Genomic DNA, 13639 nt, shown 5'->3' on the forward strand with positions numbered 1-13639 from the left:
AGGATAATTATATGGATAAAATCGTCGTGAAAGGCGGAGCAAGTCTTAATGGCACAGTTGTAGTCGAAGGTGCAAAAAACGCAGTATTACCAATATTAACAGCTACACTTTTACCAAGTGTTGGTCAAAGTGTATTGACGAATGTACCTAAATTAAGTGATGTAGATACAATTAACACAGTACTTACGCATTTAAATGCAGATATAGAATATGATGCAGATCATAACACTGTAAAAATAGATGCATCAAATACACTAAAAATCGAAGCTCCATATGAATATGTAAGTAAGATGAGAGCAAGTATCTTAGTTATGGGTCCTTTATTAGCTAGAGAAGGTCATGCTAGAGTCGCTTTACCTGGTGGTTGCGCAATTGGTTCAAGACCGATTGAGCAACATTTAAAAGGATTTGAAGCTTTAGGTGCAGAAATTGAACTACATAACGGATTTATTGAAGCAACAACACCTAATGGCTTAAAAGGAGCTAAAATTTATTTAGATTTCCCAAGTGTAGGCGCTACTCAAAATATTATGATGGCAGCAGTACTTGCAGAAGGAAAAACTGAAATTCAAAACGTTGCAAGAGAACCAGAAATTGTAGATTTAGCTAACTATCTAAATGAAATGGGTGCACAAGTACACGGTGCTGGCACAGATACAATTAGAATTACTGGTGTTAATCAATTACACGGTGCAGAACATGCTATTATTCCAGATAGAATTGAAGCTGGTACATTTATGATTGCAGCAGCGATTACTAGAGGAAATGTCAATGTTATTGGTGCAATTAGAGAACATATGACAAGCTTAGTGTCTAAATTAGAAGAAGCTGGTGTTCAAATTACTGATATCGAAGATGGATTAAATATTCAAGTACCTGGTGAAATTAAAGCAATTGATGTTAAAACAATGCCACATCCAGGATTCCCTACAGACATGCAATCTCAAATAATGGCTTTATTATTAACAGCAAATGGTACGAGTAAAGTAACTGAAACAGTATTTGAAAATAGATTTATGCATGTAGAAGAATTCAAACGTATGAATGCAGATATTTTCATTAACGGTAGAAGTGCAATGATTACTGGTAACAGTAAATTACAAGGTGCAGATGTAAAAGCTACAGACTTAAGAGCAGGTGCATCATTGATTCTTGCTGGACTTGTGTCTGATGGATATACAAACGTAACAGAACTTAAACATTTAGATAGAGGTTATGTTGATTTTCATGGTAAACTTAAAGCATTAGGTGCAGACGTTGAACGCATCAATGATAATGGCAAGTTAAACGATAAAGCGAGGGTTTAGTATGGCTGAAACACAATCATCAAGATCTGACGATAAAAAAAGAAAGTCAACTTATCAATCTGTTAAAGAGAAACTTCAAAGAAATAGAGTAGAAACAATTCAAGGAGTGGAAGTAGAGCATCGTGTCATTCCATTATGGATTAAATTACTTATATTATTAGTATTAATGATTTTATTATTTATTGTTGGAACTATGATTGGATACGGTATACTTCATAATCCATTTGGGGTGTTTAATCCCGAAACTTGGCAACACATCTTTGATTTAACTGGAAGGAGCTCATAATGGAAACTATTTATGACTTTAACGAAATAAAAAAAATTATACCTCACCGTTACCCATTTTTATTATTAGATAGAATAGTAGAATTAGAAGACGGTAAACGTTGTGTAGGTATTAAACAAGTAGCAGGTAACGAACCATTTTTCCAAGGACATTTTCCTGATTATGCCGTAATGCCAGGCGTATTAATCGTAGAAGCATTAGCACAAACAGGTGCAGTTGCAATGTTACGCTTAGAAGAAAACCAAGGTAAACTAGCAATGTTTGCAGGAATTGATAAATGTCGATTCAAAAAACAAGTTACACCAGGTGACACTTTAAGACTTGAAGTAGAAATAAACAAAATAAAAGGTCCAATAGGAAAAGGAACAGCAAAAGCAACAGTAGATGGAGAAGTTGCATGTAGTTGTGAAATTAGCTTTGCTATTGTAGATCAATAAATAAAAAAGAGAAAACAGGCAGCTGTTTTCTCTTTTTTCTGCTTATATATGGAATTTGATTTTGTTAGGGACAGAATTCCAAGAAATGTCCGTAAGAAGTGTCGTTAGGGACAGAATTCCAAGAAATGTCCGTAAGAGGTGCTGTTAGGGACAGAATTCCGGAAAATGTCCGTAAGAGGTATTGTTAGGGACAGAATTCCAAGAAATGTCCGTAAATGAGCGCCCACTTAACTACCAGAATTCGGAATAATGGAAGTAAAACACCTAAATATACATGTAATAAAAAATCTAGGACCACAAACTGTCCTAGATTTTTATTTATATATTGCTTTTTTCGTCTTTTAATTTCGGTTTAGATTGCATCAATCTATTAAATGAAGTTTTAAGCTCATCTCCTGATAAGCCTTCATCTATGAGTTGCTCTAGTAATCGTTCTGCATATACTTGTCGTAATGTATAGATATGACATTCAAATACGACTGATATTTTATCTTCTAGTTGTTCTATGTATTTGATGGTTGCATCAAATAATGCTGGGTCGTTTGAAGGTCTAGTTATTACGACACGTGTATCAAGTAAGGTTTGGTTATCGTGATATTCTTTCATTTGTTCATAATGGATATCTGAAATTAAGATCTCTAGTAGCCATCCTGTACCACTATTTTCTTTATTAATAATGATACCATCTAATAATTCATATTCTGTAATTTGTTCATCGTCTACAATTTGAAAGCGTACGGCTTTAAATGTTTTCATAAACATCCCCCTTATCGTTAAATCTACGAATGTTTAACTTTGTTATCTATTATAAAGCACTTTTGCATGAAATAACAATAATCATAAAATAAAGTGAAAAATAAGTGTTTATTTTATGATTTATCGGACTTTGACTGAAAAAATTGACTCATTATATTATAAGTATAAGGAGGTGAGAATATGTTAAATAAATCTGTATTAGTTGGACGTTTAACTAAGGACCCTGCATATTATAAGAAAGGTGAAATCATCATTTCTACATTTTGTTTAGCTGTTGAACGTGGATATAAGACTAAAGATGGCACGATTGCTGTTGATTTTATTGTATGTAAAGCATTTGGTAAACTTGCAAATAATATTCATGAGTATACAAAGAAAGGACAACTTGTTGCATTAACTGGACAAATTCAATCAAGAGCATATGTTAAAGATGATAAGAAACATTATATAACAGAAATTATTTGTGAAACGATCAAATTCTTAAATATGCCTGCATCAAGTAAATCAACGATTCCTCAAACGAAAGATGAAATGAGTGAATTAATTAGTGAAAGTGCTGAAAGTTATGCTAGTGACCTTTCATCTAAAGTAGCAAAAGAAAAATTACGAGCTGAAGCATTAGCTAAAGAGAATGGTGCAAACAATTTAGATGATAAGTTATATAGAGATTATCATAATGTCGTTGACGTTATTGATGAAGCTAAACAACAAACCCCTGATCCAAATGCATCAAAAGTAACAACCTCATAGCATTAAACTTCAATAAAACTGTTTATAGAAATACTTCCGAAAATAAATATTCTTGATTCTAAATTCCGAGACTTGCTGTCTTGCTGTAGGGCAGCAAGTATACATAATTACAAGTAATTGTTTAAAAAATTACATGAATATGACAAATTGTCTGATAATTAATTTTGTTCAATCTTTATAAATGCCTTTGTTTAGGTATTTTGTTCGTTAATATTCAGAATATTGTCTGAAAATTAACGTAATCTAACTGTAATATTAGCTGTAATTTTTTCATATACCTGTAACCTATGACATAAAAATAAGTGGTATAGTTTAAACAGTAAAAATCATATAAAAAGTGAAAACCTTACAGGAGGAAACATTCAATCATGAAAAAATTATTAGCAGTTTCAACTGCGGCAGTTGCAGTTACTACAGGGGTAACAGCTACAGCCGATGCAGCAACACATACAGTAAAATCTGGTGATACTTTAGGTAGTATTTCACAACAATACGGTACTTCAGTAAGTGCTATCAAAGCAGAAAATGGTTTAAAATCTAACTTAATCTTCCCTAACCAAGTAATCAAGGTTAACGAGAAAAGTTCAGAATCAACTACAGAATACACTGTAGTATCAGGAGATACTTTAGGTAAAATTGCATCTAAATACGATGTAACTGTATCTCAATTAAAAGCATGGAACAACTTATCTTCAGATCTAATCATTGTTGGACAAACTTTATCATTACAAGCTCCAGCTCAATCAGTTGAGCCAGCTAAAGCGCCTGTAGCACAACAAGCGCCAGTTCAACAAACACAAGAACAAGTTGCAGCTCCAGCTCAACAACAAAGCTACCAAGCGCCTGTTCAATCATACAAAGCGCCAGCTCAACAAACATATAAAGCGCCAGCTCAACAATCATACCAAGCACCAGCTCAAAAAGTTAGAACTACTCAAACTTCAACAGCTAGCACTGGTGGATCTACTAAAGCTCAATTCTTAGCTGCTGGTGGTTCAGAAGCTATGTGGAATGCGATTGTATTACCAGAATCAAGTGGTAATCCAAATGCAGTAAGTCCAAATGGTTACCAAGGTCTTGGTCAAACTAAAGAATCTTGGGGTACTGGATCAGTAGCTACACAAACTCAAGGTATGTTAAACTACGCTAAAAACCGTTACGGTTCAGAATCAGCTGCTATTGCTTTCCGTCAAGCTAACGGATGGTGGTAAGCCATACACTTTAATCTAAAGTGGTTATAAATTAATTAATCCAATCGTCTAGGAAATATCCTAGGCGATTTTTTAATTTGACCACAATACGTCTATTTGATAATCTTAAGTAAACTGAATATATGAGTGACTGCTAGGGGCGCCATTTGGCTGAGATGATTAAATTCAGTCCCTTAACACCTGATTTGGATAATGCCAACGTAGGAAAGTGGTCGATGAACGTTTTTACAACTATTAATTGACCTCTTTCTTATGAAAGAGGTCATTTTTATGAAGTTATGAATAATAGAATTATAAATATAAATTTGAGGTGGATTACAATGAAAAAACCGAATATAGCATTAACAATTGCTGGAACGGACCCAAGTGGTGGAGCGGGTATTATGGCGGACTTAAAATCATTTCATGCATCAGGTGTTTATGGAATGGCTGTTGCTACAAGTATCGTTTCACAAAATAGTTTAGGTGTACAAGATGTTTACCATTTACCTGTTGAAGTTATTGAAAGCCAATTAAAAAGTGTCTTTGATGATGAAGTGCCACATGCTATAAAAACAGGCATGATTGCATCAGAAGAAATGATGCAAACGATTAAACCATTTATTGAACAATCTGGTAAGCCGTATGTCATTGACCCAGTAATGGTTGCTAAAAGTGGTGATGCGCTAATGGATGATGAAGGGAAAGGGAAACTTAAAGAAATATTACTACCATTAGCTACAGTTGTTACACCTAATATTCCAGAAGCAGAAGATATTACTGGATTTAAAATTCAAACTGAAGAAGAAATTAATAAAGCTGGTGCATTTTTCTTAAATGAAATTGGATCTAAAGGTGTTGTTATAAAAGGTGGACATCTGGACGGGGATGCAATCGACTATTTATTTACTGAGAATGGCGTGAAAAGCTGGAAAAGTGAAAGATTTAGTACGAAACATACACATGGAACAGGTTGTACATTTAGTGCAGTGATAACAGCAGAGTTAGCTAAAGGTCATTCAATTGAGGAAGCGGTAGAAGTAGCTAAACGATTTATTACGTTAGCTATTCAATATACACCTGAAATAGGCAAAGGTAGAGGTCCAGTGAACCACTTTGCATACCAAAAGATAGAGGGATTAGATTATGAGTAAATTAACAAATATTAGAGAAAATAGTCCATTAATCGTATGTTATACAAATGATGTCGTTAAAAACTTTACAGCTAATGGTTTAATTTCATTAGGCGCAAGCCCCGCAATGAGTGAAGAACCTGAAGAAGCAGAAGAATTTTCAAAAGCAGCAGGAGCATTTCTTCTTAATATAGGGACGATTACGACTGATAAAGCTTATGATATGAAGAAATATGCTGAAATTATGCATGGAAATGGTGTTCCAGTAGTTCTTGATCCCGTAGCAGTTGGTGCATCACAATTAAGAAAGACTTTTTGTACGACGTTATTAAATGATGAAGTTGTCGATATTATTAGAGGTAATGCATCAGAAATTTTAGCACTTATTGAAGAAGACACAATTATGAAAGGTACGGATAGTGATGATACGCTTGATGCTATTAAAATTGCGAAAAAAGCGCATCAGCAATTAAAGTTACCGATTATCATAACTGGAAAAGTTGATGTCATTGCTTGTAATAACAAAATTATAGAATTGCACAATGGTAGTGAGATGTTAACGAAAGTAACTGGTGGAGGTTGTTTATTAGGTGGCGTAATAGCTGCATTCTTATCTCATGAAAAAACAATTACTATTGATGTATTAGAAGAAGCATTAGCAACATACAATATAGCAAGTGAGTTGGCATATCAACAACCTGGTGCACATTTACCTGGTACATTCCAAATTTCATTTATAGATCAACTTAATGTAATAACTGAAGAACTTGTTAATGAGAAAAAAATCGTGAAAGTAGTGAACTAAATGTTTGATCCAAAAACTTTGAAAGTATATTTTATAGCAGGTAGTCAAGATATTGCTGATGGTAATCTAATAAGTGTTGTTGAAGAAGCTTTAAAAGCAGGCATCACGATGTTTCAGTTTCGTGAAAAAGGTGAGAAGAGTAAAAAAGGATCAGAAAAAGAAGCACTTGCGCAATCATTATTTGAGTTGTGTAAACAATATCAAGTTCCATTTATCGTCAATGATGATGTAGATTTAGCAATTAAATTAAATGCAGATGGTATTCATGTTGGACAAGATGACCGAAATGTATCTGAGTTTAAAGATAAGTTTAAAGATAAAATAATTGGCTTGAGTGTTGCAAATAAAATTGAATATGATCACTCTGATATATCTGAAGTCGATTATATTGGAACGGGACCTATACATTCTACAAATTCTAAAGCTGATGCAGGAGATGAAGGTGGATATCAAATGATTGAGAAGGTGAGAAAAATCAATCAAGATATTCCTATCGTTGCAATCGGTGGTATAACTGAAGTTGATGTGCAACCGCTCATTAAAGCGGGCGCAAATGGCGTAAGTGTTATTTCTGCTATAGCGAAAAGTCAAAATATTGAACAAACTGTGAAGGGCTTTCATAAACAGTATAAAAATATTTGATAAAATTAATATATTGATTTATGTTGTCGCTATTCTATGATAGAATGAGTTTTATGTGAGTATATCAATAGAGGTGGAAAAATGAAGAAAAAAGCTTTATGGCCATTATTATTTGGTGTAATGGTTGTGCTAGCTGGTTGTGATTATTCTAAACCTGAGAATAGGGATGGATTCTTTTATAATACATTCGTAAAACCGATGGATAGTGTTATTCATTGGCTTGGTACAAATTTGAATCACGATTATGGTCTAGCTATTATCGTTATAACATTAATTGTTCGTTTTGCGTTATTCCCATTTATGATGAAGACGTATAAGAATCAAAAGTTAATGCGTGAAAAAATGAAACTTGCTAAACCTGAAATGGAAGCAATTCAAGAAAAAGTTAAGCGTGCTCGTACTCAAGAAGAAAAAATGGCAGCCAATCAAGAAATGATGGCATTATACAAAAAACATGGTATTAATCCAATGAACATGGGTTGTTTACCAATCGTTATACAAATGCCAATCGTCATGGGATTATTCTATGTATTAAAATATCCTACTGAAGGCGGAATTACAGAATATCCGAATTTCTTATGGTTTAATTTAACTGAACCTGATTTAATTATTACAATCATTGCAGGTATCATTTATGCATTACAGGCATTTGTTTCTATGAAGTATGCAAATGTTCCAGATGAACAGAAAAATATGATGAGAATGATGATGTTTATTTCTCCAATTATGATTATTTGGATGTCATACATTTCAGCATCTGCATTAGGTTTATACTGGGCAGTCGGTGGTGCATTCTTAGTTGTTCAAACATGGTTAGGTAACGTCTTCTATAACAACAAAGTAGAAGAAGAAATGAAACCAATCATTGAAGCACATGAGAAAAATCAACAAGAAGCTAACAAAGAGAAGAAACCAGCTAAACTCGTATCTAATAAGAAGAAAAAGAAATAAAATCAAAAAAACAAACTAATCATCGTGATTAGTTTGTTTTTTTAGTTATATCCCATTCTTTATAAAATTGTTTTAAAAAGTTCTCCATAAATAAGTGGCGTTCTTCAGCGATTTGTTTGCCCCGTTTAGTATTCATTAAATCTTTTAACAATAATAATTTCTCGTAAAAATGATTAATTGCCGTATTCGGTTCATTATGATATTGATCCTCTTGTAAATCATTTAAATTACGTGGTTGTTGAGTGGAGATATGCATAGGTTCTTTAAAATGACCAGCATATTGAAATGTTCTTGCTATTCCTATAGCGCCAATCGCATCAATTCGATCTGCATCTTGGACGATCTTTCCTGCTAAGCTTGTAAGTTTACCTTCATTTTTACCACCATTATAACTAATATACTTTAGAATATGGATAATCTCTGTTTGAATAGATTCGCTTATATCCATGTCTTTCATCCATTGATAAAGTTGTTGCCAAGCTGTGTTGCCATCTTTAAATAATTTCTTATCGACAGTATCGTGTAGGAAACTTGCTAATTCAACTACAAACAAATCCACTTCCTCAAACTGAGCAATATCTAGAGCGAGATGTCTAACTCTTAAAATATGCTCAAAGTCATGTCCAGTCGTATCGTTTTTGTGTAATGTGCTAACATATGATTCTGCTTCTTTAATAATTTGTTCTTTATTCATATCTTTCTCCTTAAAAAAACAGGTAGAAAAGTTTGAACAATCGTCTCTTCTACCCGCTAAGTATTTACAATAATGGTGATAGCAATCGTGCTATACCTTCTTTTAATTTAATCCACGTGCTTCTGTTTTCATATCTTTCAACTGTTAATAATGATGAATGTGTCATATCATTCTCATAAGCTAAGCGTGAATTTTTAGCGATTTCATCGTCGTAAATAAAGGCATTAACTTCGAAATTTAATACAAAGCTTCTATTATCCATGTTTGCTGTACCAATACTTACAACTTCATCGTCTATGGCTACCATCTTAGTGTGTATAAAGCCTTTTTCATAAATATGAACATTGACGCCAGCTTTTATTAATTCGCCGACATTGGCAAATGTTGCCCAATAAACAAATGGGTGATCGGGCTTATTGGGAATCATCACATTAACATCTACTCCGGAAAGGGCAGCTATCTTAATGGCGTCTAAAAATGATAAATCTGGAATGAAATAAGGTGTTTGTATGTAAATATGTTTTTTAGCTTCTGATATCATTTTTAAATAACCATATTTGATTTGTTCCCAATCTTCATCAGGACCACTTGAAGCAATTTGAATACCAACTTTTCCGCCAGATTCAACATCAGGGAAGTATTTAGATTCATAGCGCATCTTGTCACGTGTAGATTGAGAGTTCCAGTCCAACATAAACCTAAGCTGTAACGCATTGACTGAGTCACCTTCTAATCTTAAGTGCGTATCTCGCCAATAACCAAATTTTTTATCTAAACCTAAATATTCATCTCCGACATTAAAGCCACCTACGTAACCAACTTTTCCATCAATAACAACAATCTTTCTATGGTTACGGTTGTTCATTCTAAAGTTAATGAGTGGGAGTTTAGAAGGGAAGAAACTTGCAACTTCTCCACCTTGTGCTCTAAATTTCTTGAATGAAGATAAATTTAATTTACGAGATCCCATGTCATCATATAACATTTTAACTTCTAAACCTTCTTGAAGTTTCTTTTCAAGTTCAAATAAGATCTTTTTACCTAAGTTATCCTTCTTAAAGATATAATATTGAATATGGATATATGACTCAGCTTTTCTAATATCTTCAATAAGTGCATCGAATTTATCATGTCCATCTGTAAACATTTCAACTTTGTTGTCAGTTGTTAAGAAGGCTGAGTTATTGTAAAGCAACATATGAATAAGATGCTTATAATTAAATATCTCAGGCTTATCAATTTCGAAATTATTTTCATCAATTGCTTTGATTTGCTCATTAATGATGTGTTCAAGACCTATTTTATCTTGTTCATCTAAGTTGAAAATACTCTTTCTTTGAATTTGTCTCCCGAATAGTAGGTAAAGTATAAATCCTAATATTGGAACAAATAAAAGCACTAACAACCAAGCCCAAATCGCACCAGCTTCTCTTGGTTCTAAGAATATGATAATAAATCCAAACACAACATTCAGAATAAATGCTGTAATAAGTAGCACTGATACTATGATGGAAAAATCAAATGAAAAATATGAGAAGTAGTTCATACCAATGCCTCCGTTTCTTTATCTTTAAACTAGTATAATACATTTAAATTAAAATTGAAAAGGTTGTATTTGACCCTTCTAAAACATATGCATATAATGATTATGAAAAGGCATCAATTAAAATATCATTTAAATATATAGGAGTGTTATAAATGAAAGAACAAATTATTAATGTTGAAGGTATGTCTTGTGGGCATTGCAAACAAGCAGTTGAGGAATCAGTGGGTCAATTAATCGGTGTTAAAGAAGTAGTCGCTAGTCCTGATGATAATCAAGTACGTGTCGTTTATGAAGATCCTGCTAGTATCGATAATATCGAAAATGCTATTTTCGATGCTGGATATGAAGTTGTTTAAGAAATCATTCATATAATTATTATAAAAAAATAACAAATTAAACAAAAAAATAACAATATAGGCCGAATGAACTATAGTCAAACTGCTTAATTTAGAGTAGAATGAACTTAAGGTAATTAAATTGAATAAGAGGTGGTACCCATGAATCAACCTAAGTCAAAGGTAAAGAATGTGGTCAAACTTTTATCATCATTAGGCGTAAACATAACAGAAACTAAGTCACGAATAGAAATAATGCGTAGTTTGCCGAATGTCGCAACTAACAAGTTGAAATAAATAGGTGAACTAAAAAACCGCATCCTCGATTTGAGGATGCGGTTTTTTATATGTCGGCTTTTTGACCAGATTCTGTGAATTTATCTTTTTCGTGGTAATAGATGGATAGTAATATACCGACACCTGCCATTAATGACCATAAAGCTGATCCACCATAACTTATAAATGGTAATGGGATACCCGTGATAGGTAGCAGTTGAATTGTCATACCGATATTTTGTACAACGTGGAATAGTACGAATGATAAATATCCGATTATAAATACAACATTAAACGGATGACGTGTCGTAGTAGCCATTCTAATTAAGTGTATGAATAAAGCTAAGAAAATAATTAGTACTGCCATCGTTCCGATAAATCCAAATTCTTCACCAATGATTGAAAATATAAAATCGGTATGGTTCTCAGGAATATAAACTTCACCGTTATTTAAGCCTTTACCAAATATTTGACCAGAACCAATTGCTTTTAAAGATTCTGTTAAATGGTATCCATCGCCTGAGCTATATGCATATGGATCTAGCCAGGAATTAATACGTCCTAATTGATACGTCTTAATACCCGAAACTTTCTCAATAACACTTGGTTTAAAAATCATTAATAAAATGATGCTTGAACCAAGTCCGAATAATGCGATGAATGCTGGTGCGAGTATTCTCCATGTTACGCCAGAAACAACAACGATACCAAGTATAATCGCAATTAATACAAGTGTTGTTCCTAAATCATTTTGCAAAAGTATTAATAACATTGGTACTAAAGAAGTTAAACCAATTTTTAGTAATAAATTAAAGTCTCTTGATAATGATTTATTGTAAGTAAATCTATTATGTTGATAGATAACATTAGATAGCGCAATAATTAAAATGATTTTCATAAACTCAGATGGTTGGATACTGATAGGTCCCAGTCTGTACCAACTTTTAGCACCATTAATAATAGGTGTAAAGCTAGATTCAGGTAGAATTAATAGTCCAACTAATGATAAGTTTCCAATTATGTATATAATCCAAACATATTTTCTTAGTGTCTTTGGAGATATGAACATTAAGGCAATGGCTAAAATAAAACCAAGCACATAGTACAAGACTTGTTTAAGTAAAAAGTTTGTTTCATATTGTCCGCCAGACATTGCAGAATTGATTATTAAACAACTCGTTCCAAATAGGATAAGAATAATCGTGATTAATCGCCAATCTATTCTTTCTAGAAACGATTTATTTAATGTACGAGTAGAAGTTTCCATTAAAAGACTCCTTTAATTAACACTAAATTTCATAATTTTTATTATAACTTGATTGTACATAAAGTGATACAATTTTGCTATTCAGAAAAGCGTTATTTTTAAAATAGTCATGTTGATACGTGCAACAATAGCTAAAAACATGATAAAATATAGGCTAATAATCTACTTGGAGGCTTATATATGTCTAAAAAAAATATTTGCATTATATATGGTGGGAAAAGTGCAGAGCACGATGTATCAATTTTAACGGCTCAAAATGTGATCAATGCTGTTGATCTATCTAAATACATAATTGATATCATTTATATTACAAATGATGGGGATTGGATTAAAAGCGACCAATCTATTGATGGAAAAGTCGAAGATGTTGAACAATTAAAATTAACAAGTGAAACATTAACACCAATATCTAAATTATTAGAAGCGAGTAATGATGGAAACGCATATAGTGCAGTATTTCCTTTATTACACGGCCCTAACGGAGAAGACGGTACAATTCAAGGCTTATTTGAAGTATTGGATATTCCTTATGTTGGTAATGGTGTGCTTGCAGCATCAAGTTCAATGGATAAATTAGTTATGAAACATTTATTCGCTCACAGAGGATTACCTCAATTACCATATGTAAGTTTCTTAAAAAGTGAATACGAGAAATATGAACGTAATATAGTGGAGCTTATTCAAAATAAACTTGAATATCCTGTTTTCGTTAAACCAGCAAATTTAGGATCAAGTGTTGGTATTAGTAAATGTACGAATAAAGAAGAATTAATTTCTGGTATTGAAGAAGCATTTCAATTTGACCGTAAACTTGTTATCGAACAAGGTGTTGATGCAAGAGAAATTGAAGTAGCTGTATTAGGTAATGATTATCCAGAAACAACTTTACCAGGTGAAGTTGTTAAAGATGTACAATTTTATGATTATAAATCTAAATATAAAGATGGCAAAGTTAAACTTCAAATACCTGCTGATGTAGATGAAGAAACAGCAACAACTTTAAGAAATATGGCTATTGAAGCTTTTAAAGCAACAGATTGTTCTGGATTAGTAAGAGCAGACTTCTTCTTAACAGAAGACAATACAATTTATATTAACGAAACAAATGCAATGCCAGGATTTACACAATACAGCATGTATCCATTATTATGGGAGAACATGAACTTAAGCTATACAGAACTTATAACTAAGTTAATTGAACTTGCTATTGAACGATACGATAACAAGAAGAATATCAAATATAAAATTGACTGAGGGTAAATAG

The 13639-nt window shown here is 32.7% G+C and carries 16 protein-coding genes and 1 riboswitch; of the genes, 12 read left to right on the forward strand and 4 right to left on the reverse strand.

Going from position 1 to position 13639, the window contains the following annotated elements; genetic code table 11:
- The first annotated feature begins 11 nt into the window (after window positions 1-11).
- Genes murA through fabZ form a run of 3 tightly spaced genes read left to right on the forward strand, consistent with a single transcriptional unit; the run spans window position 12 to window position 2030 of the window.
- Complete coding sequence (murA, locus tag MHH94_RS04055) at window positions 12-1307, forward strand: UDP-N-acetylglucosamine 1-carboxyvinyltransferase (RefSeq protein ID WP_058591095.1); 1296 nt, start codon at window positions 12-14, stop codon at window positions 1305-1307.
- Between the two features lies 1 nt (window position 1308).
- Window positions 1309-1593 carry a DNA-directed RNA polymerase subunit beta gene (locus MHH94_RS04060; protein WP_053076874.1) on the forward strand — a complete coding sequence of 95 codons (285 nt, stop codon included), beginning with the start codon at window positions 1309-1311 and terminating at the stop codon, window positions 1591-1593.
- Complete coding sequence (gene fabZ, locus MHH94_RS04065; protein ID WP_025904489.1) at window positions 1593-2030, forward strand: 3-hydroxyacyl-ACP dehydratase FabZ; 438 nt, start codon at window positions 1593-1595, stop codon at window positions 2028-2030. Before MHH94_RS04060 ends, fabZ begins: the two co-directional genes overlap by 1 nt.
- Window positions 2031-2348: 318 nt before the next feature.
- Here the strand turns inward: fabZ and MHH94_RS04070 are convergent, their stop codons facing one another.
- Complete coding sequence (locus MHH94_RS04070; RefSeq protein ID WP_025904490.1) at window positions 2349-2786, reverse strand: YwpF-like family protein; 438 nt, start codon at window positions 2784-2786, stop codon at window positions 2349-2351.
- Between the two features lie 180 nt (window positions 2787-2966).
- Here MHH94_RS04070 and MHH94_RS04075 point away from each other — a divergent pair, with 180 nt between their 5' ends.
- The 6 genes from MHH94_RS04075 (at window position 2967) to yidC (ending at window position 8257) form a co-directional block, all read left to right on the forward strand.
- Entirely contained in the window at window positions 2967-3536 is a 570-nt protein-coding gene (locus MHH94_RS04075) for a single-stranded DNA-binding protein (RefSeq protein ID WP_058591094.1), read from the forward strand.
- A 368-nt stretch (window positions 3537-3904) separates the two neighbouring features.
- Window positions 3905-4747 (forward strand): LysM peptidoglycan-binding domain-containing protein, encoded by an 843-nt coding sequence (locus MHH94_RS14345; RefSeq protein WP_048540902.1) that lies wholly within the window; start codon window positions 3905-3907, stop codon window positions 4745-4747.
- 125 nt (window positions 4748-4872) lie between these two features.
- Window positions 4873-4971: riboswitch (TPP riboswitch) on the forward strand.
- Between the two features lie 96 nt (window positions 4972-5067).
- A complete protein-coding gene (gene thiD / locus MHH94_RS04090; protein WP_048540900.1) occupies window positions 5068-5880 on the forward strand; it encodes a bifunctional hydroxymethylpyrimidine kinase/phosphomethylpyrimidine kinase in 813 nt (270 codons plus the stop codon).
- Complete coding sequence (thiM, locus tag MHH94_RS04095; RefSeq protein ID WP_048540898.1) at window positions 5873-6664, forward strand: hydroxyethylthiazole kinase; 792 nt, start codon at window positions 5873-5875, stop codon at window positions 6662-6664. Before thiD ends, thiM begins: the two co-directional genes overlap by 8 nt.
- Window positions 6665-7306 carry a thiamine phosphate synthase gene (gene thiE, locus MHH94_RS04100; RefSeq protein WP_048540896.1) on the forward strand — a complete coding sequence of 214 codons (642 nt, stop codon included), beginning with the start codon at window positions 6665-6667 and terminating at the stop codon, window positions 7304-7306.
- Between the two features lie 81 nt (window positions 7307-7387).
- Window positions 7388-8257, forward strand: a complete 870-nt coding sequence (gene yidC, locus MHH94_RS04105; protein ID WP_048540893.1) for a membrane protein insertase YidC — start codon at window positions 7388-7390, stop codon at window positions 8255-8257.
- A gap of 28 nt (window positions 8258-8285) precedes the next feature.
- Here the strand turns inward: yidC and MHH94_RS04110 are convergent, their stop codons facing one another.
- Together MHH94_RS04110 and cls are read right to left on the reverse strand one after the other, a co-directional pair.
- On the reverse strand, window positions 8286-8951 hold the full coding sequence (locus MHH94_RS04110) for an HD domain-containing protein (protein WP_084755866.1): 666 nt from the start codon (window positions 8949-8951) through the stop codon (window positions 8286-8288).
- A 64-nt stretch (window positions 8952-9015) separates the two neighbouring features.
- Window positions 9016-10497, reverse strand: a complete 1482-nt coding sequence (gene cls, locus MHH94_RS04115) for a cardiolipin synthase (RefSeq protein WP_325889135.1) — start codon at window positions 10495-10497, stop codon at window positions 9016-9018.
- Window positions 10498-10649: 152 nt separating this feature from the next.
- Between cls and MHH94_RS04120 the strand changes: the two genes are divergently transcribed.
- Together MHH94_RS04120 and MHH94_RS04125 are read left to right on the forward strand one after the other, a co-directional pair.
- Complete coding sequence (locus MHH94_RS04120) at window positions 10650-10853, forward strand: copper ion binding protein (RefSeq protein ID WP_025904499.1); 204 nt, start codon at window positions 10650-10652, stop codon at window positions 10851-10853.
- Window positions 10854-10994: 141 nt separating this feature from the next.
- Window positions 10995-11129 (forward strand): Lmo0850 family protein, encoded by a 135-nt coding sequence (locus tag MHH94_RS04125; protein ID WP_224658879.1) that lies wholly within the window; start codon window positions 10995-10997, stop codon window positions 11127-11129.
- 46 nt (window positions 11130-11175) lie between these two features.
- On the opposite strand, the gene MHH94_RS04130 is transcribed toward MHH94_RS04125, so the two are convergent.
- Entirely contained in the window at window positions 11176-12375 is a 1200-nt protein-coding gene (locus MHH94_RS04130) for an FtsW/RodA/SpoVE family cell cycle protein (protein ID WP_058591089.1), read from the reverse strand.
- A gap of 180 nt (window positions 12376-12555) precedes the next feature.
- Here MHH94_RS04130 and MHH94_RS04135 point away from each other — a divergent pair, with 180 nt between their 5' ends.
- A complete protein-coding gene (locus MHH94_RS04135) occupies window positions 12556-13629 on the forward strand; it encodes a D-alanine--D-alanine ligase (RefSeq protein ID WP_048540884.1) in 1074 nt (357 codons plus the stop codon).
- Window positions 13630-13639: the final 10 nt, after the last annotated feature.

The sequence above is a fragment of the Mammaliicoccus sp. FSL K6-3158 genome (assembly GCF_038005105.1).
In the GTDB taxonomy this organism is placed as follows: Bacteria; Bacillota; Bacilli; order Staphylococcales; family Staphylococcaceae; genus Mammaliicoccus; species Mammaliicoccus sciuri.